Annotated in this window: 21 protein-coding genes; 6 read left to right on the plus strand and 15 right to left on the minus strand. The window is 71.8% G+C overall.

All coding sequences use genetic code 11. The annotated features are described in order from the left end of the window. The first annotated feature begins 11 nt into the window (after positions 1-11). A complete protein-coding gene (locus tag KAK07_RS25685; protein WP_310740706.1) occupies positions 12-2,570 on the plus strand; it encodes a S8 family serine peptidase in 2,559 nt (852 codons plus the stop codon). 62 nt (positions 2,571-2,632) lie between these two features. Here KAK07_RS25685 and KAK07_RS06310 read toward each other — a convergent pair whose 3' ends face one another. Further along, positions 2,633-4,273, minus strand: a complete 1,641-nt coding sequence (locus KAK07_RS06310) for an FMN-binding glutamate synthase family protein (RefSeq protein WP_210859627.1) — start codon at positions 4,271-4,273, stop codon at positions 2,633-2,635. Positions 4,274-4,404: 131 nt separating this feature from the next. Between KAK07_RS06310 and KAK07_RS06315 the strand changes: the two genes are divergently transcribed. The 3 genes from KAK07_RS06315 (at position 4,405) to KAK07_RS06325 (ending at position 8,648) form a co-directional block, all read left to right on the plus strand. Then, a complete protein-coding gene (locus KAK07_RS06315; protein ID WP_210859629.1) occupies positions 4,405-6,798 on the plus strand; it encodes a penicillin-binding protein 1A in 2,394 nt (797 codons plus the stop codon). Positions 6,799-6,854: 56 nt separating this feature from the next. After that, complete coding sequence (locus tag KAK07_RS06320) at positions 6,855-7,232, plus strand: c-type cytochrome (protein ID WP_210859631.1); 378 nt, start codon at positions 6,855-6,857, stop codon at positions 7,230-7,232. A 408-nt stretch (positions 7,233-7,640) separates the two neighbouring features. Continuing rightward, positions 7,641-8,648 carry a HEAT repeat domain-containing protein gene (locus tag KAK07_RS06325; RefSeq protein ID WP_210859633.1) on the plus strand — a complete coding sequence of 336 codons (1,008 nt, stop codon included), beginning with the start codon at positions 7,641-7,643 and terminating at the stop codon, positions 8,646-8,648. A gap of 174 nt (positions 8,649-8,822) precedes the next feature. Here the strand turns inward: KAK07_RS06325 and KAK07_RS06330 are convergent, their stop codons facing one another. From KAK07_RS06330 to KAK07_RS06360, 7 genes are all read right to left on the minus strand, one after another. Next, positions 8,823-10,337, minus strand: coding sequence for a Do family serine endopeptidase (locus KAK07_RS06330; protein WP_210859635.1), 1,515 nt, complete (start codon positions 10,335-10,337; stop codon positions 8,823-8,825). A 101-nt stretch (positions 10,338-10,438) separates the two neighbouring features. After that, on the minus strand, positions 10,439-11,737 hold the full coding sequence (locus KAK07_RS06335; protein WP_210859637.1) for a sensor histidine kinase: 1,299 nt from the start codon (positions 11,735-11,737) through the stop codon (positions 10,439-10,441). Beyond that, complete coding sequence (locus KAK07_RS06340) at positions 11,734-12,429, minus strand: response regulator (RefSeq protein WP_210859639.1); 696 nt, start codon at positions 12,427-12,429, stop codon at positions 11,734-11,736. Before KAK07_RS06340 ends, KAK07_RS06335 begins: the two co-directional genes overlap by 4 nt. 42 nt (positions 12,430-12,471) lie before the next feature. Further along, positions 12,472-13,293, minus strand: coding sequence for a TlpA family protein disulfide reductase (locus KAK07_RS06345; RefSeq protein WP_210859641.1), 822 nt, complete (start codon positions 13,291-13,293; stop codon positions 12,472-12,474). A 72-nt stretch (positions 13,294-13,365) separates the two neighbouring features. Continuing rightward, entirely contained in the window at positions 13,366-13,512 is a 147-nt protein-coding gene (locus KAK07_RS06350; RefSeq protein WP_210859642.1) for a DUF3149 domain-containing protein, read from the minus strand. Between the two features lie 107 nt (positions 13,513-13,619). Beyond that, a complete protein-coding gene (locus KAK07_RS06355; protein WP_210859644.1) occupies positions 13,620-14,369 on the minus strand; it encodes a Crp/Fnr family transcriptional regulator in 750 nt (249 codons plus the stop codon). A 103-nt stretch (positions 14,370-14,472) separates the two neighbouring features. Next, a complete protein-coding gene (locus tag KAK07_RS06360; protein ID WP_210859646.1) occupies positions 14,473-15,228 on the minus strand; it encodes a hypothetical protein in 756 nt (251 codons plus the stop codon). 164 nt (positions 15,229-15,392) lie between these two features. Here KAK07_RS06360 and KAK07_RS06365 point away from each other — a divergent pair, with 164 nt between their 5' ends. Further along, complete coding sequence (locus KAK07_RS06365) at positions 15,393-17,429, plus strand: S9 family peptidase (protein ID WP_210859649.1); 2,037 nt, start codon at positions 15,393-15,395, stop codon at positions 17,427-17,429. Between the two features lie 22 nt (positions 17,430-17,451). Here KAK07_RS06365 and KAK07_RS06370 read toward each other — a convergent pair whose 3' ends face one another. After that, the gene (locus KAK07_RS06370) at positions 17,452-18,474 is read right to left on the minus strand and encodes a hypothetical protein (RefSeq protein ID WP_210851163.1); all 1,023 of its coding nucleotides are present in this window, start codon (positions 18,472-18,474) and stop codon (positions 17,452-17,454) included. Then, positions 18,471-18,812 (minus strand): hypothetical protein, encoded by a 342-nt coding sequence (locus KAK07_RS06375; protein ID WP_210851164.1) that lies wholly within the window; start codon positions 18,810-18,812, stop codon positions 18,471-18,473. Before KAK07_RS06375 ends, KAK07_RS06370 begins: the two co-directional genes overlap by 4 nt. A gap of 265 nt (positions 18,813-19,077) precedes the next feature. Here KAK07_RS06375 and KAK07_RS06380 point away from each other — a divergent pair, with 265 nt between their 5' ends. Next, positions 19,078-20,595 carry a hypothetical protein gene (locus tag KAK07_RS06380; protein WP_210851165.1) on the plus strand — a complete coding sequence of 506 codons (1,518 nt, stop codon included), beginning with the start codon at positions 19,078-19,080 and terminating at the stop codon, positions 20,593-20,595. Between the two features lie 21 nt (positions 20,596-20,616). On the opposite strand, the gene KAK07_RS06385 is transcribed toward KAK07_RS06380, so the two are convergent. The 5 genes from KAK07_RS06385 to KAK07_RS06405 are packed head-to-tail and all read right to left on the minus strand — an operon-like array spanning position 20,617 to position 25,793. Next, positions 20,617-21,363, minus strand: a complete 747-nt coding sequence (locus KAK07_RS06385; protein ID WP_210851166.1) for a GntR family transcriptional regulator — start codon at positions 21,361-21,363, stop codon at positions 20,617-20,619. A gap of 21 nt (positions 21,364-21,384) precedes the next feature. Further along, a complete protein-coding gene (gene hpxZ / locus KAK07_RS06390) occupies positions 21,385-21,783 on the minus strand; it encodes an oxalurate catabolism protein HpxZ (RefSeq protein ID WP_210851169.1) in 399 nt (132 codons plus the stop codon). A gap of 4 nt (positions 21,784-21,787) precedes the next feature. After that, positions 21,788-23,587 (minus strand): allophanate hydrolase, encoded by a 1,800-nt coding sequence (gene atzF / locus KAK07_RS06395; RefSeq protein WP_210851171.1) that lies wholly within the window; start codon positions 23,585-23,587, stop codon positions 21,788-21,790. Beyond that, complete coding sequence (locus KAK07_RS06400) at positions 23,584-24,252, minus strand: cysteine hydrolase family protein (RefSeq protein ID WP_210859650.1); 669 nt, start codon at positions 24,250-24,252, stop codon at positions 23,584-23,586. The genes atzF and KAK07_RS06400 overlap by 4 nt, the downstream gene beginning before the upstream one ends. After that, the gene (locus KAK07_RS06405) at positions 24,249-25,793 is read right to left on the minus strand and encodes an ABC transporter ATP-binding protein (RefSeq protein ID WP_210859652.1); all 1,545 of its coding nucleotides are present in this window, start codon (positions 25,791-25,793) and stop codon (positions 24,249-24,251) included. The genes KAK07_RS06400 and KAK07_RS06405 overlap by 4 nt, the downstream gene beginning before the upstream one ends. Positions 25,794-25,798: the final 5 nt, after the last annotated feature.

The following is a 25,798-nucleotide window of genomic DNA, read 5'->3' on the forward strand; positions in this document are numbered from 1 at the left end:
GTCCTCTCGAAGTGAAAGTCAACCGCCAGACGCTGATCGCCAGCGCCGCCGCTGCCCTGATGATGGGCGTGACCGCCGGCCAGGCCGCCCCCGCCGCCACCCAGAGCGTGTCCGCACAGAGCGTGCAGCGCTCCCCCGACCTGTGGTTCGTCGAATTCAAGTCGGCCCCCACCGTCGAGGGTGGTCGCAGCGACCGCATCCGCTCCGAGAAGGCCGCCTTCCGCCAGGCGGTGGCCGCGGCCCGCATCCAGATGAAGGAGCGCTACAGCTTCGAGCGCCTGTTCAACGGCGTGTCGGTGCGCGCCACGCCGGCCGAGAAGGCCCGCATCGAGCGCCTGCCGGGCGTCAAGGCGGTGCACCCGGTGTCCATCATCCCCGCGCCCAAGGTGGAGCGTGCCCCGGGTGACGTGGGCCCGGCGATGATGACCGCGCTGGCCATGACCGGCGCCGACTACGCGCAGAACGTGATGGGCCTGACCGGCCAGGGCGTCAAGGTGGGCATCATCGACACCGGTGTCGACGTCGACCACCCGGCGCTCAACGGCGGCACGCCCGGCTTCCCCAACCCGCGCGTGGTCACCGGCTGGGACTTCGTCGGTGACGACTACAACGCCGACCTCGGCACCACCCCGGTGCCCGATGCCAACCCCGATGACTGCGGCGGCCACGGCACCCATGTGGCCGGCATCGTCGGCGCCAACGGCGACACGCTCAAGGGCGTGGCGCCCAACGTGACCTTCGGCGCCTACCGCGTCTTCGGCTGCAACGGCACCACCGATTCCGACATCATGGCCGCGGCCATGGAGCGCGCCCTGGCCGACGGCATGCAGGTCGTCAACCAGAGCATCGGCTCGTCCTTCCAGTGGCCCGACTACCCCACCGCCAAGGCGGCTGACAACCTGGTCAAGGCCGGCGTGGTGATGGTCGCCTCGATCGGCAACTCCGGCACCAGCGGCCTGTATGCGGCCGGTGCACCGGGCGTGGGCAAGAAGGTCATCGGTGTCGCCTCGTTCGACAACACCGCGATGGCGCTGAGCCACTTCACGGCAGGCGCCGCGGACGTGGGCTACCTGGCCGCCACCGGCGCGCCGACGCCGCCCACCAGCGGCAACTTCCCGCTGGCCCGCACCGGCACCACCAGCACCGCCAACGACGCCTGCAACCCGCTGCCCGCGGGCAGCCTGACCGGCCAGGTGGCACTGATCCGCCGCGGCACCTGCGCCTTCTACGTCAAGGCCTTCAACGCCCAGACCGCGGGCGCGGCCGGCGTGATCCTCTACAACAACACCACCGGCCTGATCAACCCGACCGTGGCCGGCACGCCGCCGATCACGATCCCGGTGGTCGCGATCAGCGCCGCCGATGGCGCCACGATCGACGCCCAGATCCAGGCGGGCGGCGCGTCGATGGACTGGCAGTCCGGCGTGATCAGCATTCCCAACCCGACCGGTGGCCTGATCTCGAGCTTCTCGTCCTGGGGCCTGGCCGCCGACCTGAGCCTGAAGCCCAACCTGGGCGCGCCGGGCGGCTCGATCTACTCGACCTACCCGCTGGAGAAGGGCGGCTACACCTCGCTGTCCGGCACCTCGATGGCCTCGCCGCACGTCGCCGGCGCCGCCGCGCTGATGCTGCAGGCCGACCCGACGCTGTCGCCGGCCAACGTCAAGCGCCGCCTGCAGAACACGGCCGTGCCCAAGCTCTTCAATGCCCAGCCCAGCTCGGGCTTCCTGGACATGGTGCACCGCCAGGGCGCCGGCCTGATCAACATCCCGGCCGCCGTGCAGGCGCCGGTGGTGGCGCAGACCAGCGAGATCTCGGTGGGCGAGACCTCCGGCGTGGCGCAGACGCGCACCATCACGCTGAAGAACAACTCGACCAGCGCCGTCACCTACGACCTGTCGCACAACGCCGCCCTGGCCACCGGCCCGAACACCTTCACGGTGTCCGCGCTGAACGCCCCGTCGACGGTGAGCTTCAGCGCCGGCTCGGTGACCGTGCCGGCCAAGGGCACGGCCACGGTGGACGTGACGATCGAGGCGAACACCAGCCTGGCCGACAAGAGCATCTTCGGCGGCTACATCGTGGCCACGCCGCAGGGCGGCGGCCAGGTGCTGAGCGTGCCCTATGCCGGCCTCAAGGGCGACTACCAGTCGATCCAGGTGCTGACCTCGGGCGGCAGCGGCTACCCCTGGCTGGCCCAGCTGGTCGGTGGCAGCTTCGTGAACCGCAACAGCACCGGCGGCACCTACACGATGGTGGCTGACGACATCCCGTACTTCCTGCTGCACCTGGACCACCAGTCGCGCAAGATCATCGTCAAGGCCACCGACAAGGCCACGGGCAAGTCGGCCGGCACCATCAGCATCGACCAGTACCTGGGCCGCAACAGCACCGCCACCGGCACCTTCGCCTTCGCCTGGGACGGCACCACCACCAAGGGCGTGCAGCCCGACGGTGACTACACGGTGACCATCGAGGTGCTCAAGGCCCTGGGCGACCCGGCCAACCCGGCGCACTGGGAGACCTTCAGCACCAACACGGTGACGCTGGCCCGCGCGACCGTGCGCTGAGCCGGTGCGGCGCCACGCTGCGCCGCCCGCCGAAGCCCCGCCACCCGGCGGGGCTTTTTCATTCAGGGGCGCGGTGCGAAGCTGTCCGGCCGGGCCAGTGGCCAGTAGGTCTCGTAGACCTTGTGCGGCCAGGGCACCCGGCCGGCGACCGCGTCGAGCAGTTCACCGGGCGCCAGGAAGCGCAGCTGGTTGGCCAGCAGCCGCACCTGGTCGCCATCGACCCGGCGCACGATGTGGCTGGCGCGGATCTCGCCCGGGTGCCGCAGGCCGGCGGCCTGCACCAGCTCCTTGAGCGCATGCAGCGTGTTGGCGTGGAACTGCGCCACGCGCTCGGTCTTGTCGGGCACCACCAGCGCGCGCTGGCGCCACGGGTCCTGGGTGGTCACGCCGGTGGGGCACTCGCCGCTGTGGCAGGTCTGGGCCTGGATGCAGCCCAGCGCGAACATGAAGCCGCGCGCCGAGTTGCAGAAGTCGGCGCCCAGCGCCATCGCGCGGGCGATGTCGAAGGCGCTGACGATCTTGCCCGAGGCCCCCAGGCGGATGCGCTCGCGCAGCTTCAGGCCCACCAGCGTGTTGTGCACCAGCAGCAGGCCCTCCTGCAGCGGTGTGCCCACATGGTCGGTGAACTCCAGCGGTGCGGCGCCGGTGCCGCCCTCGGCACCATCGACGACGATGAAGTCGGGCACCAGGCCGCTGGCCTGCATCGCCTGGCAGATCGCGAACCACTCCCAGGGGTGGCCGATGCACAGCTTGAAGCCGGTGGGCTTGCCGCCGCTGAGGGTGCGCAGGCGCTCGACGAACTGCAGCAGCTCCAGCGGTGTCGAGAAGGCGCTGTGCGCGGCCGGCGACACACAGTCCACGCCCACCGGCACACCGCGCGCCGCGGCGATCTCGGGCGTCACCTTGGGGCCGGGCAGCACGCCGCCATGGCCGGGCTTGGCGCCCTGGCTGAGCTTGATCTCGATGAGCCGCACCTGCGCGCTGGCGGCGTTGGCGACGAAGCGCTCCTCGCTGAAGCGGCCGTCGTCGCCGCGGCAGCCGAAGTAGCCCGAGCCGATCTCCCACACCAGGTCGCCGCCGTGCACGCGGTGGTGCTCGCTGATCGAGCCCTCGCCGGTGTCGTGCATGAAGCCACCCCTGCGGGCGCCACCGTTGAGCGCCAGGATGGCGTTGGCGCTGAGCGCGCCGAAGCTCATCGCCGAGATGTTGAAGACGCTGGCGCTGTAGGGCTGGGCGCGCTCCGCGCCGATCGTCACGCGGAAGTCGTGGCTGTCGATCTGCGTGGGCACCAGCGAGTGGTTGATCCACTCGTAGCCCTGGTGGTGCACATCCAGCTGGGTGCCAAAGGGGCGCTTGTCGGGCTGGCCCTTGGCGCGCTGGTAGACCAGCGAGCGCTGCTGGCGCGAGAAGGGCGCGGCCTCGTTGTCGCTTTCGATGAAGTACTGGCGGATCTCGGGCCGGATGAACTCCAGCAGGAAGCGCAGGTGGCCGATCACCGGGTAGTTGCGCAGCACCGCGTGGCGGCGCTGCTGCAGGTCGCGCCAACCCAGCGCGGCGCCAGCGGCGCCCAGCAGGGCCAGCCAGGCACCCTCGCCGGTGGCGATCCACACGAAGGCCCCCAGCAGGGCCGTGCAGGCCAGGGCGATCAGCGTGAGGTAGCGCAGCGGCAGATGACGGTTCAGCGCGTCGAGCCAGGCGGGCATGGGCGTCTCCTCGGCGCGGCGGCGCCTGGGCGGATGCTAGCGAGTGCCAACGGCACCAAAGGCCGGAACTGGCCGGGGAGCGCCCACCAATCCGTGCCGATAATGCCCCGGTTCCGGCCGCCCGATCGCCCATGCCTCTTGTTCCACCCGCCTCACCGGCCCGCCGCCGCGGCTTCGTGTTCTCGTCGCTGCTGCTGATCCTGGCGCTGCTGGCCGTGCTGGCGGGCCTGGCATCGGCCGCGGCGGTGGCCATCATCTACCCGCAGCTGCCGCCGCTGGATGAGCTGACCCACTACCAGCCGCGCCAGCCGCTGCAGGTGCTCACCCGCGAGGGCATCGAGATCGCCCAGTTCGGCAGCGAGCGGCGCGAGTTCCTGCCGCTGGCGCAGATCCCCACGCGCATGCAGGACATCCTGGTGGCGGTCGAGGACGTGCGCTTTCGCGAGCATGGCGGCATCGATTACCGCGGCATCGCCCGTGCGCTGCTGGCCAACCTGGCCGGCCGGCGCGAGGGGGCGTCCACCATCACCCAGCAGGTGGCGCGCAACTTCTACCTGTCGTCGCGCCGCACCGTGGAGCGCAAGCTCAAGGAGGCGGCGCTGGCGCTGAAGATCGAGCAGCAGCTCAGCAAGGACCAGATCCTCGAGCTGTACATGAACCAGATCTACCTGGGCCAGCGCGCCTATGGCTTTGGCGCGGCGGCGCGGGTGTATTTCGGCAAGCCGCTGGCCGAGTGCAGCGTGGCCGAGATGGCGATGCTCGCCGGCCTGCCCAAGAACCCCAGCTTCGCCAACCCGATCACCCACTTCGAGCGCGCCACCGCCCGCCAGCGCGTGGTGCTGGGCCGGCTGCTGGCCACCGGCACGATCACCCAGGACGAACACGACGCGGCCGTGGCGCAGAAGCTGGTGGTGCGCACCCAGGGCCAGACCGATGTGCATGCCGAGTACGTGGCCGAGATGGCCCGGCGCGAGGTGTTCGCGCGGCTGGGCGACAAGGCCTACACCACCGGCGTCAAGGTCACCACCTCGCTGGTCGCGGCCGAGCAGCAGGCGGCCTGGCTGTCACTGCGCAAGAGCCTGCTCGACCATGAGCGCCGCCAGCCCTGGCGAGGCCCCGAGGATGAGGTGACCCTGCCCGACGATGCCGATGACGCGGCCATTGCGGCGGCGCTGAAGGACAGCCGCGACGACGAGGACCTGCGCCTGGCCATCGTGCTGCAGGCCAGCCCGCGCGAGCTGACCGCCCGCCTGGCCAACGGCGACACGGTCACGCTCAGCGGCGACGGTCTGCGCCTGGCGCAAAGCGGCCTGGGCCCCAAGGCCAGCGACGCGCTGCGCGTGCAGCGCGGCTCGATCATCCGCGTGGCCGCCACCGCCAAGGGCGGCTGGACCATCGCCCAGTGGCCCGAGGCCGAAGGCGCGCTGGTCGCGCTGGACAGCGCCACCGGTCGCGTGCGCGCGCTGGTGGGCGGCTACGACTTCGCGCGCCAGCCCTTCAACCACGCCACCCAGGCCTGGCGCCAGCCCGGCTCCAGCTTCAAGCCGCTGCTCTATTCGGCGGCGCTGGAGCAGGGCGTGATGCCGGCCACCCGCATCAACGATGCGCCGCTGACCATCGGCGACTGGAGCCCGCAGAACAGCGACGGCCAGTTCGACGGTCCGCTGACGCTGCGCCAGGCGCTGGCCAAGTCGAAGAACCTGGTCAGCGTGCGCCTGCTGCAGCAGATCGGCGTGCCCACGGTGCGCGACTGGGCCGAGCGCTTCGGCCTGGATCGCGACAAGCAGCCCGACAACCTCACCTTGGCGCTGGGCGCCGGCAGCGTCACGCCGATGCAGATGGCCGCGGCCTATGCGGTGTTCGCCAATGGCGGCTTCAAGGTGACGCCGCGGGTGATCGAGAAGATCGTCGACGCCCAGGGCACGGTGCTCTACGAGGCGCCGGCCGCGCCCGCGCTGGTGGAGGCGGCGGCACCTGCCGCGTCCGGGGTGTCGGCGGCCGAGACCGCCTCGGCTCCGGCCAGCGCCGCGCCCGCCGCGGTGGCCGCTGCCGCCAGCGCGGCCGATGGCGCGCGGGTGCTGCCGGCGCGCAACGCCTTCCTCACCCGCGCGCTGCTGCAGGAGGTCACCCGCAGCGGCACCGCGGCGCGCGCCCAGGCCACGCTCAAGCGACCGGATGTCTACGGCAAGACCGGCACCACCAACGACGCGGTCGACGCCTGGTTCGCCGGCTTCCAGCCCAGCATCGTGGCGGTGGTCTGGATCGGCTACGACGAGCCGCGCAGCCTGGGCGCGCGCGAGAGCGGCGGCGGCCTGGCGCTGCCGGCCTGGCTGGGCTACATGCAGCAGGCGCTCAAGGGCGTGCCGGTGGCCCCTGACGCGCCGCCCGAGGGCGTGGTGAGCGTGGACGGCGACTGGCGCTACGCCGAGTTCGCTGGTGGCGGCTTCGTGGAGCGCATCGGCCTGGAGGCTGAGCCGCCGCCGCCCGCCGCGTCGGCCGCATCCACCGCCGCCTCCGGTCCCTGAGCGCCGCGCGCGAGAATGCACAGCCAGGGCCTGCGGGCCCCGATCCGGAGAACACGATGCGCACCCTGATGACGGCCCTCGCCGCCGCGCTGCTGGCCAGTGCGGCTGGCGCCACGCCGGCCGAGAACGACGCCGCGATGATGAAGCTGGCCACCGACCGTGGCTGCATGGCCTGCCACACGCTGCAGCCCGCGGCACCCCGCGCCGACGGCCTGCCGCCGATCGCGCCGGCCTGGCGCGATGTCTCGATCAAGTACCGCAACGACCCGCGCGCCCACGACACACTCACCCGCACCGTGCTGGACGGCAGCAACCCCGCAGGCCGCCACTGGGTGGGCAAGGTCTCGCCGGCCAACATGCCGCCGCAGGCCGGCACGGTCAGTGCCGACGAGGCGCGCATGCTGGTCAACTGGCTGCTGGTGCTGGTGCCCTGATCGACAGGCCGCGGCTCAGCGCGTCGGCGTCAGGGCTTGCAGCCGCAACGCCAGAGCTGACGCATTGAGTCAGCCCACGTGGGCGTTGATCAGGCGGCCCAGGGCATCATAGAACCGCAGCGCGGTCGGTGCGCGTGAAAACGTCCGTGTTCGGTATAGGGGGCGCACTTCGAACTTGAGAGCGCCTTCTGTTAACTTGCGCGTCGAGCCATCGCGTCCCGGCACCTGCGATTGGAAAATCAAGAGTGGGGCCGATAAAGTCAAGATCTCGCACTTCACCGGCTACTGGTCAATTGGGTCGACAGAAGTAGGGAAGGGTGTCAGGGTCCAGGCAAATGTGTGGCAGAAATTTCAGGACCATGCGATCCACCAAAATATAAATTCGCCGGTTCAATAAGGAGGCTCATCATGAGAAGCAACTGGATATTCACGATCTTACTGCTTTTGTGCGCAAGTGCGAGCGCCACCTTGGTACCGTCGGTCGATACTCAAGACTTGATCAGACAAGCTGATGTCATCGTGATGGGGACTCTATCTGAACAGGACAGATCCGATACCCCGCCTGCGCGAGGCAAAGTTCACGTCACCGCCGTGATGAGGGGAAGCAACGCCCTACTTGGCAACCAGCTGGAAGTTGCATGGAGTGTTCCTTCGGAACTGGTTCGATCGCGTGCGAACGGCCTCTGGTTCTTGACTGCAGACAGGGAGCGCGGCAACTACCGCTCAGCAGGTCAAACCTCTCTGCCTGCCATTGTTGTGGTCGCGAGTTCCCGATTAGAGCCATCAACAGCGGTTGAGAGTCAGGTTGCCAAAATCTTGGCAGACACGATTGCGTCCGATGACCGGTCAATCTGTGACGCAGCCAATGCGCCAAGCACTTCAAAAAACTGTGCCCCTGCGAGACGAAAGGAGGCGCTGGATGCGCTACTCAGGCTTCCACGGTCCGAGGTATCCGAGCAGTTGCTGATATTGGCAAACCATCCCGTTCCAGAAGTTTCCCTGCTGGCCACTGCAGGCCTGGTGGACCTTGGTATGTCGGGACATGTGCATCGTGTTTTCGACCTGCTGTTGCACCCCTCAGAGAGTGAGATGATTGCCGCTCGCCAGCTCGCCTTGGCGATGGCCAGAAGCGCAAATGGCATCATTCCGGCCGAACAGTTTGTAATAATGTATACGTCAGCGGATAAATATATCCGACGCAGCGCGCTTGATGGACTTCGTTCGGCTGCCACTGAGAAGGAGCTGCCATTCTTGATGAAATTGCTGGAGGACAGGGAATTCAGCGTTCGATTCATGGCTGCCAACACGATGCTAAGAATTTCCGGGCAGGATCGATTGGACGAGGCGAACTTCCGACAGCAAGAGAACTCACTGAAAGTCAAGTTAAAGACGTGGGCCAACACCCGGGCTCGCTAGTGTGGTGTCCCACGAGTCAGTCCACATGAAATTGCGTCTTCGGTCCCATGGCGGCGTTGCACATCCTCGCGATACCACCTTGTATCGCTGCGGTTTGCGCCTTGCTCTGAACCCTCATCCATCGATTTCATGTCGTGCACCTCCTTGCGGGACACCGCACCAGGCGGCTGAGCCTTACCCCAGCGGCACCGGCACAAAGATCGTTTCGCCGTCGCGCCGCACCAGCAGGGCCACCTGCTTGGGGTGGTTCTTGAGCAGCGCGCGCAGCTGATCGACCGAGGTCAGCGGCTGGCCGTTGACCGCCAGCACCACGTCACCGGCCTGGATGCCGGCGCGCGCCGCGGCGCCGCCGCTGTCCTGCACCAGCAGGCCGCCCCGCTCGGCGCCGGCCTCGCGGCGCTCGTCCTTGTCCAGCGGGCGCAGCGCCAGGCCCAGGCGGGGCGTGTCGGCGTCGCCGGCCGGCGCCGCATCGGCGGTATCGTCACCGGCGCGGCCCAGCCGGGCCTCCAGCGTGCGCTCGGCGCGGTCGCGCCAGACGCCCAGCTTCAGCGTCTCGCCCGGCGCGGCCTGGCTGACCAGCGAGGACAGGCTGCCGGCCTGCACCACCTTTTCGCCATTGACCGAGATGATCACGTCGCCCGGCTTCAGCCCGGCCTGCGCCGCGGCGCTGCCCTTGTCGACCTTGGCGATCAGCGCGCCGTCCGGGCGCGGCATGCCGAAGGACTCGGCCAGCGCCTGGTTGACGTCCTGCACCGACACGCCCAGGCGGCCATGCTCGGCGCGGCCGTGGGCCACGATCTGGTCCTTGACCTTCAGCGCCACATTGATCGGGATCGCGAAGCTCAGGCCCTGGAAGCCGCCGCTCTCGGTGTAGATCTGCGCATTGATACCCACCACGCTGCCGCTGCCATCGAACAGCGGCCCGCCCGAGTTGCCGGGGTTGACCGCGGCATCGGTCTGGATGAAGGGCACGGCCGAGTCGCCGGGCAGCGAGCGGCCCTTGGCGCTGACGATGCCTTGCGTGGCGGTCTGCTCCAGGCCGTAGGGCGCGCCGATTGCCAGCACGCGGTCGCCCACCTCGATCTGCCGGGCGTCGCCCAGGCGCACCGTGGGCAGGCCGCGGGCGTCGATCTTCAGCACCGCCACGTCGGTGGCCGGATCGGAGCCCAGCACCTTGGCGCTGAACTCGCGCCGATCGCTCAGGCGCACGCTGACCTCCTTGGCCTCGCGCACCACGTGGGCGTTGGTCAGGATCAGGCCGTCGGCGCTGACGATGAAGCCCGAGCCCTGGCCGCGGAACGGCACCTGCGGCGCCGGGCCGCGGCTGCGGCCGCGCCCTTGCAGGCCGGGCATGCCGCGGAAGAACTGGAAGAAGGGGTCGTCGGCCAGGCCGGGCGGCAGGCCGCCGTCCTCGTCGCTGGCGGCGTGGGTGCCCGAGACCATCACGCCCACCACCGCCGGGCCGTTCAGGCGCACGATGCTGCGGTAGTCGGGCAGGGCGCCGGGGGGCAGCGGCGCCACCGCCGGCGGCGTGGTGGCGGCCGCGGCGGCCTGCGCGGTGGCGGTCTTGTCATGGCCGCCCAGCCAGGCGGGCAGGTCGATCGCGGCGGCGCTGCCGGCGGCCACCAGGCCGGCGGTCAGGCTGGCGGTGGCGAGGACGGTGGCCAGGGTGCGGGAGGGGGTGGACATCGCGGAGCTCCTTGAGGTTGAAGCGATGCCTGCACGGTAGGCCCGGGCGCGGGCGCGGGCATGAGGCCCCGATGAAGCGAGGATGAAGCGAACGTGAAGGCTCAGACCGGCAGCCGCAGGCTGACCCGCAGCCCGCCTTCGGGCGATGTGCCCAGTTCGGGCTCGGCGCCATGGCGGCGCGCCACCGACTGCACGATCGCCAGGCCCAGGCCGCTGCCGTCGGCGGCGCCGCTGTCGCGGCGCCAGAAGCGGTCGAAGGCGCGCGCGCGCTCGGCCGGCGGGATGCCGGGGCCGCTGTCGTCCACGCTCAGGCGCACGCCGCCGGGCTCGGGCGCCAGCCGCACGCACAGGCGACCGCCAGGCGGCGTGTAGCGGCTGGCGTTGTCCACCAGGTTGCGCAGCAGCGCGTACAGCGCGGTGCGCTCGCCGGGCACCACGCACGGCGCCTCGTCGCCCTCCAGCGCCAGCTGCTGCCCCTTGGCCTGCACCAGCGGCCACTGCGCGGCGATCACCTCGCGCGCCAGCGCGGCCAGGTCCACCGGCTGGTGTGCGCTGCCCGGGTCGGCCTCGCTGCGGGCCAGTTGCAGCAGTTGCTCGACCAGGCGCTGGGCGCGCGCGATGCCCTCGCCCAGCGCCGCCTGGGCCTGCGCCCGTGCCACCTCATCGGTCGACCGCTGCAGGGCCTGCAGCTGCAGCTTCAGCGCGGTCAGCGGCGAGCGCAGCTCGTGCGCCGCGTCGGCCAGGAAGGCGCGCTGGCCGGCCAGCGTGGCGTCCAGCCGGGCCAGCAGCGCGTTGAGCGCGGCCACCAGCGGCGCGGTCTCGTCGGGCAGGCCGTGGGTCGGCAGTGGCGCCAGCGACGCGGCGTCGCGCTGGCGCAGCTCGGCGGCCAGGCGCGCCAGCGGCTGCAGGAAATGGCTGACCAGCCACCACACCAGGGCCGCCAGTGGCACCGACAGCACGCCCAGCGGCGCCACGCTGCGCAGCGCCGCGCCGGCCGCCAGCTGGCGCCGGATCGCTTGCGGCTGCGCCACCTGGATCACCCGGCCCTGGGCCAGCACCGCGTAGCTGCGCCAGGTCTGGGCGCCGGTGTCCACATCGGCCAGGCCCAGCGCGGCGCGGCCGGGCAGGTCGGTGTGGCGGCGCGAGGCATAGATGGCGCGGCCATCGACCGACCAGATCTGCACCACGAAGTCGAGCTGGGTGTCGGCCAGCGCCTCGGCCTGCTCGGGCGCCACCTGGCCCTGGTCGCGCAGCGACAGCGCCATCTGCTGCAGCTGGTAGTCGAACAGCGATTCGGTCTCGGCCAGCACCGCGCGGTAGGTCAGCGCGGCCATGGCCAGCGCGGCAGCGGCCAGCGCGGCCAGCAGCGCCGCCAGCAGGCGCAAGCGGATCGATTTCACGCGCCGGGCTCCGCCAGGAAGTAGCCCACGCCGCGCACCGTGCCGATGCGGCCCTCGCCCAGCTTGCGCCGCAGCTGGTGGATGTAGACCGGCACTGCGTTGCTCTCCACCGCGTCGCCCCAGCCATAGAGGCGATCTTCCAGCTGCGCGCGTGAGAGCAGCGCGCCCGGGCGCTGCATCAGGGCCTCGAGCACCGCGAACTCGCGCGCCGACAGCAACACCGGCGCGCCGGCCAGCGTGACCTGGCGCGTAGCGGGGTCCAGCACCAGATCGCCATGGCGCAGCTGGGTCTGCGCGCGGCCGCTGCGGCGCCGTCCCACCGCGCGCATGCGCGCCAGCAGCTCGTCGAACTCGAAGGGCTTGGCCAGGTAGTCGTCGGCGCCCTCGTCCAGGCCGAGGATGCGGTCGGCGGTGGCGTCGCGCGCACTCAGCACGATCACCGGCGTGTCGTCGCCGCGGGCGCGCTGCGCGTGCAGCAGCGCCAGGCCATCGCGCCACGCCGGCGGCGCATCGGCCGGGCCGCCGGGCGGCAGGTTCAGGTCCAGCAGCACCAGGTCGAAGCTCTCGCTGCCCCAGGCCGCGGCGGCGGCGGCGAGGTCACGCACCCAGTCGACGGCATGGCCCTCGGCGCGCAGCGCGGCGCGCAGGCTGTCGCCGATCATCCGGTCGTCTTCGACAAGCAGCAGGCGCATGGTGGGGCAGGCGGGGCAGGGCCGCCAGCATAGCCGGGAAGCTCAGCGCGGCGCGGTGAGCGCCTGCAGGCGCAGCGCCAGCGCGGGCCCGTTCAGCAGGCCCACATGGGTGTCGACCAGCTGGCCGTCGGCCGTGTAGAACAGCAGCGTGGGCAGCGCCCGCGAGCCGGCCAGCGCGCCCAGCTGGGCCTGCGGGTCCAGCCAGACCGGTGCGGCGGGCGCCGCTTGGGCCGCCAGATGGCGGCGCACCTGCTCGGGCGACTCGGCCTGGTTGACATAGACCACCTGCACCTGCGGCCAGCGTTGCTGGGCCTGCAGCAGCAGCGGCAGCTCGCGCTGGCACACGCCGCACCAGGTGGCCCACAGCGCCAGCACTGCCGGCCGGCCCTGCAGCGTGCTGCGCAACGCCACCGGCGCGCCCTGCAGGTCACTCAGCATCAGGTCGGGTGGCTGGTGCACCGCGTGGCGCTGCGCCAGCAGGGCGGCCGCGCCGACGATGGCCAGCGCCAGCGTGGCGCCGCCGCCGGCTGCCCGCCACCAGGCGCGCTGGCGGCGCAGACGCCAGGCCAGGCAGGCCAGGCCCGCCACGGCGGCGGTGGGCAGGTGCAGGCCGCCGTCGCGCACATCCAGCATCGCCCAGGGCTGGCCGGCGTAGGCGCTGGCGTGCAGCAGCAGATGGCCCAGCCGGCCCGCCAGCAGGGCGGCCAGCGCGGCCAGCCACAGCGCGTCGCCCACCCGCGGGCCGGCCTGTGGATCGGCGCGGCGCACCAGGCGCCCGGCCAGCCAGGCGCCGGCCACCAGCGCCAGCAGCCAGGCCAGGGGCAGCAGCGGCAGGGCCAGCGGACCGATCGTGACGGACAGCATCAGCGGGGCAGGGCGGGGCGCATGGTTCCCGAAGTGTCGTCTGATCAGGCCGCACCGGCGCGGCGGCGGCGATCAACCCTGCTTGTGGCGCGCCTCGTCCTCGTGCATGTGGCGCAGGAAGTAGCGCAGGTAGAACACGCCCATGCCCAGCATGAAGACGATGCTGGCCAGGCTGAGCAGTCCGACGTCGCTGGTGAAAAGGTCGATCAAGGCATGCATGCTGCGGCTCCGTGAGTGGTCAAGGCCGCCATGACACGCCCGAGCGCGCTGGGCCCGGATGACAATTGGCAAGCGGTGCTGGCGGCGTCGTCCGCGCTTGACCTGGATCAGTGGGCCAGCGCCGTGATCGCCGCGGCCAGCGCCGCGCGGTCGATGCGCATGCGCTGCTGCGACAGCACCTGCACCACGCCCGCCTTGTGCACCGCGCTGAACTGCCGGCTGGCGGTCTCCAGCGTCAGGTCCAGCATGTCGCCGATCTCGTCGCGCCGCGGCAGCCAGGCGGTGCCGTCGGCCTCGGCATGGCGGTCCAGCAGCGCCAGCAGCTGCAGCAGGCGCGAGCGCGCGCTGCCGCGGGTCAGGTGCACCGACCACTGCACCATCGCGTCCATGTCGCGCTGCAGCTGGCGCAGCACCGGCACGGCCATGGCCTGCCCGCGCTCGGTGGCGGGCGGGAACAGGCCCAGCGAGATGCGGCACAGCGACACCTCGGTGCAGGCGATCAGGTCATCGACCTGCGGCTGGCCCGACAGCGCCTCGCTGCCCAGCAGGGCGCCCGGCCCGGCCAGTCGCACGATGCGGCGCTGGCCGTCCTCGGTGTAGCGCTCGGCGCGCAGCACGCCGCGGCGCACCGTGTAGACCGCCTGCCCCAGGTGGCCGCGCCCCAGCAGGCGCTGGCCCGGCGGCAGCGTCATCGCGCTGACGAAGTCATGGGTCTGGCGCAGCCAGTCGCCGGGCAGCGGTCCGAACAGCGCCATGTCGCGCACCGCGCACTCGCTGCACAGCGGCTGCTGGTCGGCGGGCGGTGTCAGCCAATGGATGCGCGAACGCGGCGGCGGGGTCAGGTCGGAGAGGTTCATGCGGCGGGCGGACAGCCCGCCAGGCGCGGGCCCTGCGCCGCATTGAACCGCGTCGGGGCCGCCATCGTTTGATGTCGATCACGCCCGCCGCCGCGGACCGGCTTCAGCGACTCAGGCTCACCGTCATCGTGCCCAGGTCGAAGGCGCCGCGGAAGCTGAGCGGGAACTCGGGGCTCGCATGGCCGGGCAGCAGCGGGCCCATGACGCCGCCCAGCGAGCTGACGAAGCGCACCTGCGACGTGAAGTCGAAGGCGATCACCGGGATGTCGGTGGCCATCTTGGCGCGCCCCAGGCGGCCGCTGTACCACCAGTTGGCCAGGAAGGGCTGGCTCAGCGAAGGCGTGCTGACCTGGCCCAGCAGGCCCCAACGCGCGTTGTCGGCCGCCACCGCGGCAAAGAGCTCCTGGCGGGCGCCCTGAGGCAGCGTCTCGATCGTCAGCCCCTCGTCCAGGCTGACCGGGATGCCCGCCGAGCGCAGCACCACGGCCAGGGCGGCGCCATTGGTGGCGTAGCTCAGCAGGTAGTTGTTGATCGAGGTGAGGGGGTCGGTGCCGGTGCCATCGGGCGAGACCACCATCAGGCCGATCTGCGCCACCCGACCCGGCCGTGCCGGTCCGGCGCCCACCCGCACCTGCTGGCAGTCGGCCACCCGCACCACCAGGCGCGCACCGGCGCCGTCGGCCACCAGCGTGTAGGCGGCCGGCACGGCGGCGCGCGCCGCGCTGGCATCGACCGGCGCGACACCGACGAATTCGGTGCAGTGCTGGAACTGCACCGCGGGGCGGCCATCATGGGCGTGGGACGCCACCGCGGTGAACAGGCCCAGCGCAGCCAGCCAGGGGGTCAGGGAAGCAGCCATCGTCACGCACTCCACAGGACACAGGGGCTGGCAGTCTGCGCCTGACCGGCGGAGGGCTCCAACACCTAACTCGGCAGGGGTGCGGCCGCTTGCCCACCCGCATCAGCCCGGATGCCGCGGGCCGGCGCCCGTGCGAACATCGACCCCGATAAGGGAGCTTGACAATGAATGATGCACGCATGCGCGGCGGCCGCAGGCTGTCGGTCTGGTTGATCACGATCCTGATGGCGCTGCTGCCGGGCCTGGCGGCAGCCGCCGCGGTGCCGGTGGAGCGCTTCTTCCAGCGCCCGGCGATCGAGCAACTCAAGCTGTCGCCCTCGGGGCGCCAGCTGGCCTTCACCACCAGCGTCAAGCGCGAACGCGTCGGCCTGGTGGTGATGAACCTGGACGGTGACCGCAGCCTGCGCTGGGTCGCCGCCTTCGAGGACGGCGACATCGGCCGCTTCCAGTGGGTCAATGACGAGCGCCTGGTCTTCAGCGCGATCGACTACCAGGAGGGCAGCGGCGAGGACTACGAGTACGCGCCCGGTCTGTACTCGGTGAAGTCCGACGGCACCGAATTCCGCCAACTGGTCTACCGGCGCTACACGGCCGCCGCGATCGACACCCACATCCGTGACAACACGCTGCCCTGGAACCACCAGCTGCTGCAGGTGCTGCCGGGCCAGGGCGACGAGGTCATCGTCGGCAAGTGGCTGATCGGCCGCGGCGAGGTGACCGGCGTCGAGCCGCTGTGGCTCAACACCGCCACCGGTCGCACCCGTCGGATCGACCTCGCCGACACGCCCCGCCATGCCCGGCAGTGGTGGTTCGACCCGCAGGGCGTGCCCCGCGCCCTGGTGGCGTTGCGCGACAACCGCGCCAGCATCCTCTGGAATGGCCGCGACGGCGGTGGCTGGCGCACCCTGGCCGAAGCGGCCCCCGATGAGTTGCCCTTCACCCCCGAGGCGGTGGACGGCAAGGGTGAGCTGTACCTGCTGCGCCGCCACGGCGCCGGGCAGTGGACGGCCCTGGGCCGTTACGACCTCGCGGCCGGCCGCCCCGCGGCCACCAACCTGGTCGAGGCGCCCGGCTTCGATGTCTCGCCCGACCTGGTCTTCGACAGCACCGGCCAGCGCCTGCTGGGCGTGCACCTGGAAACCGACGCCCACACCACCGTCTGGTACGACCCGGCGCTGCGCGCGCTGCAGGCCAAGATCGACGCGCTGCTGCCTGACTGGTCCAACCACCTGAGCTGCGCCCGCTGTGAGCGCGACGACCGGGTGGTGCTGGTGCATTCGCGCTCGGCCAGCGACCCGGGCCGGGTCTGGCTGTGGCGGCCCGACCAGGAGGGCCGCAACGCGCTGCAGCTGATGCAGGTGGCGCAGCCCGACGTGCCGTTGGCGCAAATGGCCGACAAGGGCTTCGAGCGCATCCGCACGCGCGACGGCCGCGAGATGCCGCTGTGGGTCACGCGCCCGGTCGGCCTGCCGGCCAAGGCGCGTCCGCCGGCGGTGGTGCTGGTGCACGGCGGCCCCTGGGTGCGGGGCGGCCACTGGGCCTGGGACCCGATGGTGCAGTTCCTGGCCTCGCGCGGCTATGTGGTGATCGAGCCCGAGTTCCGCGGCAGCGCCGGCTACGGCCTGGTGCACGAGCGCGCCGGCGACCGCCAATGGGGCCGCGCGATGCAGGACGACCTGGCCGACGCGCTGCGCTACGTGCAGTCCAAGGGCATCGCCGGCGAGCGCGCCTGCATCATGGGCGCCAGCTATGGCGGCTATGCCACGCTGATGGGCCTGGTCAGCCAGCCCGAGCTGTGGTCCTGCGGCATCCAGTGGGTGGGCGTGGCCGACATGGAGCTGTTCCTCAAGGGCTCCTGGCTGGTGCGTGACGACATCTCCAGCCAGGGCCGCAGCGTCAGCCTGCCCAAGCGCGTGGCCCGCCTGCCCGAGGATGCGGCCATGGTCGAGGCCATCGATCCGGTGCGCCAGGCGGCCCGCATCAAGGCGCCGCTGCTGATGGCCTACGGCACCGAGGACCAGCGCGTGCCGATCGCCCATGGCGAGCGCATGCGCGACGCCCTGCGCCGCGCCGGCCGCGAGCCCGAATGGGTGGTCTACCCCGGCGAGGCCCATGGCTGGCGCACCGAGAAGAACCAGATCGACTTCGCGCGGCGGGTGGAGGCGTTCCTGGCGAAGCACCTGCCAGCGTCCGGGCCATGACGCCCGGACGCCGGTGTGGCCGTCAGCCGCCCCGAGCCGTCATCTGACACGCACTGGCCACGGCGCTGGCCACCTCGGGCGGGACGGTCACGGCGACGCTGCTGGCCGCCGATGCGGCACTGGCGACCCGAACCGAGGCCGCCAGGGCGTCCGCGATGCAGGCACCGACAGCCGCCACGCGGACGGCCTCGGTCAGGTTCTGCGATGCCAGGCCGGTCGAGAACACCTTGCCCACGATGACGTTGGCCGTCGCCGATGGGGCCGAGGCCGCCGATCCCTGCACCGAGCTTGACGAGTCGAACCGGCCGAAGACCGACAGGGCGTCGGTCTTGCGGCTCTGCAGTGAGGCCGCGGCCTGAGCCGCTGCGGGATACAGCGCAGCCGCCTCCTTGGTTCTCGCTGTCGTGGCCTCACGCAGTGCAGGCAGCTGGGTGTCCTGTTCGGAGGCCTTGGTTTGGTAGGCGGCGATCAGCTTGTCGACCAGAGGGCTCAGCTCGTCCTTCGCCGCCCCCTTGGCCATCGCCGCGTTCAGTGACGCATCGCCAATGCGCTTGAGCGTGGCCATCAACTCGCCCGGCAGGGCGGCCGACGCGGGGACAGCGGCGAGCTGCCCCTTGGCCTGCGCCAGGCCGGCCAGATCGGCCTTGTACGACCCCAGGCGCTGTTCGGCCAGGCGAACCGCGGCGCTGGCAGCATCGGCGGCCTTCAGCGCCTGGACGTAGTTGTCGACACGGGCGCGGTGCTCCTGCGCCAGCGGTGACATGTCGGTGGCATCACCGACACGACCGTTTTCCGCGTAGATCCGCAGCAACTGATCCGCGGACTGCGACGCTGGTGAGGCCACCGCCACCGGCACATAGGCTGCATCGACCACCTTGACACCCACATTGAGGGAGACACCGGGTGTCTCCGCCGGGTTGCTGGTCACGTCCACGCCCACACTGATCTTCGATGAGTACACCAGGGGGGCCTGCTGCAAGGCACAGCCCGCCAGCACAGCGCAGCTGGCCGCCGCCAGGGCCGTGAGTCCGTTCGTCTTCATCATGGTTCTCCTTGCTCCGAAAAGACGCACCAGCCTTGCGCGAGGGCGCCGGTGGTGCGCAACCAGTCCATGAATCGCTGGACCGATGCCGGGTCCGGCAGACTGATGAACATGCGACAGGCGGTCGTCGAGTTGGCCATCACGCTGCGTTCGATCACCGCGCCCAGGGTCGCCGACCGCGGGCCCAGCAGCAGCCCGACCCCGGCGCTGTCGACCACGGCCAGACCTCGTGCGTCCGGCTCCACGGTGATCTGGGCGATGCCGGGGTACCAGCGAACACGCGGCTCACCCTGTCGAACCTGAACCACCGTGCATGCGGACAAAGAGGTGAGCGCGAGCATGGCCGCCACCACCCGCCAGCCGCGGCCGCCTGCCCGCGCACAAGCCACATCCACCATGACCAACCTCCCCGAGCCCGGGTGACGCCCGCCCTCACCCGGCCCTGGTGGCGTTTGTCGCGCAGCACAGCGTCTCGCGCATCGTCAACTTCGTGGATGAGTCGGTGGAGGCATCACGGAAGACCTGCCAGCGGCGGTGGCGGCCGCGATGGTTCAGGACGTTGGACAATCACCGCCACGCCACCTGTCTTCTCGCCTGGGCTCGACCATGACCAATCGCTCGCGTCGTCTCTCCTCCGCACTGACCCTGGGCCTGCTGGCCAGCCTGACGGCACACGCCCAGGACAGCACGCCCCCCGACGGCAGCCTGCGCCGCCACGACGCGCTCATCACGCTGGACTACCAGAAGATCAAGGTGCCCGGCGACGCGCCGATCGACTTCATGGGCTTTCACCTCTACCACCCGGTGGGCGAGCGCCTGCACCTGGGCGCGGGGGTGTATGCGCCGCTGGTGCATGGCGGCTACGGCGGCTTCATGGCCTTCGACCTGGGTGCCTACCTGCGCCAGCCGATCAGCGGTCCGCTGTTCGCCACTGCGGGCCTGTCGGCCGGCGGTGGCGGCGGTGGGCGCAGCATCGCGCAGAGCAAGGTGCTGTCGGGCACCGGCGGCTTCGTCAAGGGCCATGTCGGGCTGGGCTGGGACTTCGGCCGCTTCGCGGTGGGGGTCAATGCAGCCAAGGTGAAGTTCCGCAGCTCGGCGATCGACAGCACCCAGGCCAATCTCTTCGTCGAGATTCCGTACAGCTACCTCACCGGCCCCTTCGCCAGCCAGGGCACGCCCTTGTCCGCGGCCGACGAGCGCCGTGCCGCCGCCGAGGTGGGCGAGAACATGCTGACGGTGACGCTGGACAACTACCGCCAGAGCAGCCCGCAGGGCAACTTCAAGGGCACGCTGCGCCTGGCCGACCTGCAGTACGCGCACTTCTTCGCCCCCGACACCTACTGGTTCGGCGCGATCGGCGTGGGCTACCGCGGTCTGCCGATCTACAACCAGGTGCTGGGCGGCGTGGGCCAGCGCTGGCGCGTGGCCCCGAACTGGGCGCTGTACGGCCAGTTGGGCCTGGGCTCGGGTGGCTACTCGCCCGAGCAGATCGACACCGGCCCGGGCCTGCTGGTCTATCCCAAGCTGAGCGCCGAATACGCGCTGAGCCCGACGCTGGGCCTTTCGCTGTCGGTGGGCCACATGAGCGCGCCCAAGGCCAGCTCACGCAACACCACCTACGGCCTGGCGCTGACCCACCACCTGCGCCCCAGCCGCGCGGGCGACGAGGGCCCGTCGCACTGGCAGGGCTTCCGCGTCAGCCTGTTCCACCAGACCGATTTCAAGCTGGTCTACCGCGACATCGCGCGGCCGCCGCTGCAGATGATCGGTATCCAGGTCGACACGCCGCTCAATGAGCGCTGGTACGTGCCGGTGCAGGCCGCGGTGGCCTACAACGCCTACCTGGGCTACCCCGGCTACGGCGAGCTGCTGACCGGCCTGGGCCTGCAAAGCCGCGCCGCGGCCAGCGATCGCTGGCAGTGGTTCGGCCAGGCGATGGTGGGCGCGAACGTGCACGGCACCGCAGCCAAGGCCAGCGGCGGCGTGCGCTACATCCTGGACGACCAGATGTCGCTGAGCCTGAACCTGGGCCGGCTGGAGGCCCGCAGCTCGGCCGGCCGGCGCTTCAGCGCCGACACCGTGGGCCTGGGCGTGGACTACCGCTTCTCGACGCCCACGCGCTGATCGTTCGCGCGCGCCGGCGCCTCACGCGCTGCGCCGCGCCCGGTAGAGCATGTCCAGCGTGATGTGCCGCACCTCGAGCTTGCTCTGCGCGATGTGGGCGCGCAGCAGGCGCTGGGCCTCGTCGGCGCGGCGGCGGGTGATGGCGCGCAGGATGCGCGCGTGCTCGTCGTAGGTGGCGTCGATGCGCGCCGCCTTGGTGAAGTCCAGCCGGCGGATGATGCGGATGCGCTCGGTGATCTCCTGGTGCACGCGCGCCATCTCGCGGTTGCCGCTGCCCTGCACCAGCAGCGCATGGAACTGCTCGTCGAGTGCGCCGACCTGGGCGCCGTCGCGCAGGCGCTCGGCCGCCGGCACCAGCCAGACATCGGCCAGCTGCCGCAGTTCGGGGCGCTCTTCGTGTTCGGCCAGGTGCCGGGCGGCGTCGCACTCGATCAGCACGCGCAGGTCGTAGAGCTCGTCCATCACGTCGAAGTCCAGCGGCGCCACCTGCCAGCCCAGCCTGGGCACCAGCTGCAGCAGACCCTCGCGTGCCAGGCGTTGCAGCGCGGCGCGCAGCGGCGTGCGGCTGACCTGCACGCGCTGCGCCAGCTCGGACTCGGAGATGCGCTCGCCGGGCATCAGCGCGAAGTCCACCACCATCTGCTTGATGCGCGCATGCGCCTGGTCGGCCAGCGTGGGCTCGCTGGCGGGGCCGGGGGCCACGCGCACCACGGTGGCGGCGCGTGTCGGGCGGGGGGCGGATTGGCGGGGACGTGTCGAGCTGGGCATCTGGCCGGAATGATAAGCAGCTCAGTCGGCCTGGAACGGGATCATGCTGACGTGGGCGGCCACGATGCGCCAGCCCTCGGCCAGGCGCACCCAGGTCTGGGTCTGGAAGCCGCGCAGCGCGGTGTCGCTGCGCACGAACTCCACCTGGGCCACCGCCACGTCGTGGCCGAAGCTGTGCAGGCGCAGGTGGTGCAGCGTGCGCGTGAACTGGGGCGCGGGTGTGGCGGCTCGGTAGGCGCGCAGCTCGTCAATGCCCCACTGGCGGTCGGCGATGCCGTAGCGGGTGGTGCGCGCGTCGTCCCAGAAGAAGGCGTTGAGCGCGTCCACGTCGTTGGCCATCAGCGCGGCCTCGTAGGCCACGAACACGGCGTGCAGCTCCTCCAGCACCAGCTCGTCGTCGATCAGGCGGGTGTCGATCATGGCCTCAGCGCCCCTGCGCCAGGTAGGCGCGCCAGCCGCCGAAGGCGCTGATGTCGGGCGCGCCCTGCAGCGCGGCGCCCTCGCAGATGAAGCCCTTGACCCAGCGGCCGTCGGCCAGCTCGACATTGCCCAGGCCCAGCGGCGGCGGGATCAGCGCCAGGAAGGAGCCGAGCGCCGCCTGCGGCAGCTCGTAGACCTCCAGCGCGATCGCATGGCCGGGCTGCTCCTCGGCCACGCGCGCCAGCCCGGGCTTGGGCGGCGTGCTGCCCGGCAGCGCATGCAGGCGGTAGCGTGCGGCCGTGGTGGTGCGCGCCAGCAGGCGTGCGCCGCGCTCGACCAGCTGGCCGTGCAGCGGCAGGCCCTGCAGGTGCGCCCCCACCACCGCCAGCGCCAGCGTGGGCGCGGCCTGCGGGCGGCGGCCCGGCGCGCGGTCCTCGGCGCGGGCCGGGCGCAGCCGGGCACCCAGCGGCGCCGGGCCGGCGGCCTCCCAGCGCAGGCCCCAGTCGACCAGCGCGGCATCGGCGCCGCCCGGACCGATCAGCGTGACGCCAAACGGCAGGCCGCCGTCCTCGGGCAGCACCGCGGGCAGCGCCAGCGCCGACCAGCCCAGCAGGTTGACGAAGTTGGTGTAGCGGCCCAGCTCGCTGTTGCGCCGCACCGGCTCGGCCGCCACCGCGGCCAGCGTGGGGCAGGTGGGCGCGGTGGGCACCAGCAGCGCATCCACCTGCTGCCACAGCGGTGCCAGGCGGGCTCGCAGCTCCTCCAGCCGGTAGCGGCCCAGGAAGGCGTCGTCGGCGCTGTAGCGGGTGGCGGCGCCGATCACCGCGGCCACCGTGGGGTCCAGGGCCTCGGGCTGGCGCGCCATCAGGTCGGCCACCACGCTGTGGCGCTCGGCCACCCAGGGGCCGTCGTAGAGCAGCTCGGCCACCTCGAACAGCGGGCCGAAGTCCAGCGGCACGGTCTCGGCGCCCAGGCTGCGCGCGCGCGCCAGCGCGTCGTCGAACGCGCGGTCCCAGCCCAGCGCGCTGTCGCAGCCGGGGCGGTCGGGCACGCCCAGGCGCAGCGCGGGGCGCGCGCCGCCCAGCCAGGGGGGCTGCAGCGCGGGCCAGGCGAAGCGCGGTTCGTCGTCGGCGCCCTCGATCCAGGCCATCACCTCGGCGGCGTCGGCCACGGTCAGCGCAAAGACGCTGACCACGTCCAGCGTGCGGCAGGCCGGCAGCACGCCGGCCATGGGCACGCGCCCGGGCGAGGGCTTCAGGCCCACCAGGTGGTTGAAGCCGGCCGGCACGCGGCCCGAACCGGCGGTGTCGGTGCCCAGCGCGAAGGGCACCAGGCCGCGCGCCACCACCGACGCCGAGCCCGAGCTGGAGCCGCCGCTGACAAACGCCGGATCGAAGCTGTTGGGCACCGCGCCATAGGGCGAGCGGGTGCCCACCAGGCCGGTGGCGAACTGGTCCAGGTTGGTCTTGCCGATGCACACCGCGCCGGCCTGCTGCAGCCGCTGCACGCAGGTGGCGCTGGCGGCGGGCTCGTGCGCGAAGGCCGGGCAGGCGGCGGTGGTGGGCAGGCCCGCCACGTCGATGTTGTCCTTCACCGCGAAGGGCACGCCCCACAGCGGCAACGCGGCGCTGCGCGGCGGCAGCGCGGCCAGCTGGGCCTCGATCACGGCGCAGCTGGCGCGGGTGATCCAGGCCGGGTCCTGGGCCGACAGCCGGGCCAGCAGCGCGCCGTACAGCGGCAGCGGCTCGGCGCCCTCGTCGTAGGCGCGGCGCCAGTCGGCGATGGTGTGCAGGGGGCGGTTCATGGGGGGCTCAGCGCGTCGATCAGGGTGGCCGATGGCGCGCTCCAGCCGACGATCGCGCCCTGCGCGGTCAGCATCGCCAGCGTGGCCGCCTTGAAGGCGGGGAAGTAGCTCTCGGTGCCGTCTTCCACCACCAGGCAGTCATAGCCGCGGTCGTTGGCCTCGCGCATCGAGGTCTGCACGCAGACCTCGGTGGTCACACCCATGAAGACCAGGTGGCTGATGCCGTGGCCGCGCAGCAGCGCATCGACCTGGGTGCCGCAGAACATGCCCTTGCCGGGCTTGTCGATCACCCACTCGCCGGGCCGCGGCGCCAGCTCGGGAATGATCTGGTTGCCGGGCTCGCCAGCCACCAGGATGCGACCCATCGGGCCGGTGTCGCCGATGCGCAGCGTGGGCGCGCCGCGCAGGCGCTTGGCGGGCGGGCAGTCGGACAGATCCGGCGCATGCGCCTCGCGCGTGTGCAGCACGCGGCCGCCGGCGGCGCGCCAGGCGTCCAGCACGCGGCGCACCGTGGGCACGATGGCCTGCAGCCGGGTGACGTCGTTGCCCAGCGACTCGCCAAAGCCGCCGGGCTCGACGAAGTCGCGCTGCATGTCGATGATCACCAGCGCGGTGTGCGCCAGCTCGAACGGGTACTCGAAGGGGGTGGCGGCCAGGCGGATCATGCGTGCGTCTCCTGCGGGCCATGGGCACGTCCGCCCATGTAGGCGCCCAGCGACTGGCGGCTGGCGCTGCGCGCCGGCGTGTCGTGGACGACACGGCCCTCGCTCATCACCACGATGCGGTCGGCCAGCGACAGCAGCTCGTCCAGGTCCTCGCTGACCAGCAGCACCGCGGCGCCGCGGTTGCGCGCCGCCATCAGCCGGCCGTGGATCTCGGCCACCGCGGCGAAGTCCAGGCCGAAGACCGGGTTGCTGACCAGCAGCAGCTCGGCCTGGCCATCCAGTTCACGCGCCAGCACCGCGCGCTGCACATTGCCGCCCGAGAGCGTGCGGATGGCCGCGCGCTCGCCCTGGGTCTTGACGCCATACTCGGCGATCCACTGACGCGCCCGCGCGCGCAGCGCGCCCCAGCGCACCCAGCCGGCGCGCGACCAGGGCCGCTCGTCGAAGTGGCGCAGCGCCATGTTCTGCGCCACGCTCAGTGCGCCGACGCAGGCATTGGCCAGTGGCTCCTCAGGCAGGCTGCGCACGCGGTGGTGGCGGTTCTCGGCGCGGCGCGCGCCAAAGGCGCGGCCGTCCACCTGCACCCGGCCCGACAGGCGCGCGCGCTGGCCGGTCAGCGCCTGCATCAGCTCGCGCTGGCCGTTGCCGCTGACGCCGGCCACGCCGACGATCTCGCCGCGGCGCACCTGCAGGTCCAGGCCGCGCACCGCGGGCTCGCCGCGGTCGCCCATCACCACCAGTGCATTGATCGCCAGCTTGGTTTCGCCCGGCGGCTGCTCCAGCCGGTCGCTGCGCTCGCCCACGGCCAGCGCGCCCTGGGCCTCGCCCACCATCGCCTCGGCCAGCGCGGCGGGCGTGGTGTCGGCCACCGCGCCGCTGTGCACCAGGCGGCCGCGGCGCAGCACGCTGACGTCGTCGGCGTGGGCCATCACCTCGCGGAACTTGTGGGTGATCATCAGCACCGAGCAGGCGCCCGAGCGGGCCTGCTCGCGCAGCGCGCCCAGCACCTCGTCGGCCTCCTGCGGCGTCAGCACCGAGGTGGGCTCGTCCAGGATCAGCAGGCGGGGCTTGAGGAACAGCTGCTTGAGGATCTCGAGCTTCTGCTTCTCGCCCGCCGACAGGTCCAGCGGTGTGGCGTCCAGCGGCAGGCGGAACGGCGTGGTCTGCAGAAAGGCCTCCAGCTCGGCGCGGGCGCTGCGCCAGTCGATGCGCATGGGCAGTCGGCCGCGCGCCAGCAGCAGGTTCTCGGCCACCGTCATGCCTGGCACCACGGTGAAGTGCTGGTAGACCATGCCCAGGCCCAGGTCACGCGCCACCGTGGGCGAGTGGATGTCCTGCTCGCGGCCATCCACCAGCACCGCGCCCTCGTCGGGCCGCTGGTAGCCGACGATGCACTTGACCAGCGTGCTCTTGCCCGCGCCGTTCTCGCCCAGCAGCGCGTGCACGGTGCCCGGTCGCACCGCCAGGCTCACGCCCTGCAGCGCGGTGAAGCTGCCGAAGCGCTTGCCCAGCTCGAAGGTCTGCAGCGACAGCGCGGTCATCGCGC

It is taken from the genome of Ideonella alba (assembly GCF_018069875.1).
Taxonomy (GTDB): Bacteria; Pseudomonadota; Gammaproteobacteria; order Burkholderiales; family Burkholderiaceae_C; genus Ideonella; species Ideonella alba.

Coding starts and splice junctions, on each gene's coding strand:
- KAK07_RS06350 (WP_210859642.1), bottom strand. CDS start 13,512: ATGCATGCCTTGATCGACCTTTTCACCAGCGACGTCGGACTGCTCAGC.
- KAK07_RS06375 (WP_210851164.1), bottom strand. CDS start 18,812: ATGCTCGCGCTCACCTCTTTGTCCGCATGCACGGTGGTTCAGGTTCGA.
- KAK07_RS06380 (WP_210851165.1), top strand. CDS start 19,078: ATGACCAATCGCTCGCGTCGTCTCTCCTCCGCACTGACCCTGGGCCTG.
- KAK07_RS06330 (WP_210859635.1), bottom strand. CDS start 10,337: ATGTCCACCCCCTCCCGCACCCTGGCCACCGTCCTCGCCACCGCCAGC.
- hpxZ (WP_210851169.1), bottom strand. CDS start 21,783: ATGATCGACACCCGCCTGATCGACGACGAGCTGGTGCTGGAGGAGCTG.
- KAK07_RS06320 (WP_210859631.1), top strand. CDS start 6,855: ATGCGCACCCTGATGACGGCCCTCGCCGCCGCGCTGCTGGCCAGTGCG.
- KAK07_RS06310 (WP_210859627.1), bottom strand. CDS start 4,273: ATGCCCGCCTGGCTCGACGCGCTGAACCGTCATCTGCCGCTGCGCTAC.
- KAK07_RS06325 (WP_210859633.1), top strand. CDS start 7,641: ATGAGAAGCAACTGGATATTCACGATCTTACTGCTTTTGTGCGCAAGT.
- KAK07_RS06345 (WP_210859641.1), bottom strand. CDS start 13,293: ATGCTGTCCGTCACGATCGGTCCGCTGGCCCTGCCGCTGCTGCCCCTG.
- KAK07_RS06400 (WP_210859650.1), bottom strand. CDS start 24,252: ATGATCCGCCTGGCCGCCACCCCCTTCGAGTACCCGTTCGAGCTGGCG.
- KAK07_RS06365 (WP_210859649.1), top strand. CDS start 15,393: ATGAATGATGCACGCATGCGCGGCGGCCGCAGGCTGTCGGTCTGGTTG.
- KAK07_RS06355 (WP_210859644.1), bottom strand. CDS start 14,369: ATGAACCTCTCCGACCTGACCCCGCCGCCGCGTTCGCGCATCCATTGG.
- KAK07_RS06385 (WP_210851166.1), bottom strand. CDS start 21,363: ATGCCCAGCTCGACACGTCCCCGCCAATCCGCCCCCCGCCCGACACGC.
- KAK07_RS06340 (WP_210859639.1), bottom strand. CDS start 12,429: ATGCGCCTGCTGCTTGTCGAAGACGACCGGATGATCGGCGACAGCCTG.
- KAK07_RS06315 (WP_210859629.1), top strand. CDS start 4,405: ATGCCTCTTGTTCCACCCGCCTCACCGGCCCGCCGCCGCGGCTTCGTG.
- atzF (WP_210851171.1), bottom strand. CDS start 23,587: ATGAACCGCCCCCTGCACACCATCGCCGACTGGCGCCGCGCCTACGAC.
- KAK07_RS06360 (WP_210859646.1), bottom strand. CDS start 15,228: ATGGCTGCTTCCCTGACCCCCTGGCTGGCTGCGCTGGGCCTGTTCACC.
- KAK07_RS06405 (WP_210859652.1), bottom strand. CDS start 25,793: ATGACCGCGCTGTCGCTGCAGACCTTCGAGCTGGGCAAGCGCTTCGGC.
- KAK07_RS06370 (WP_210851163.1), bottom strand. CDS start 18,474: ATGATGAAGACGAACGGACTCACGGCCCTGGCGGCGGCCAGCTGCGCT.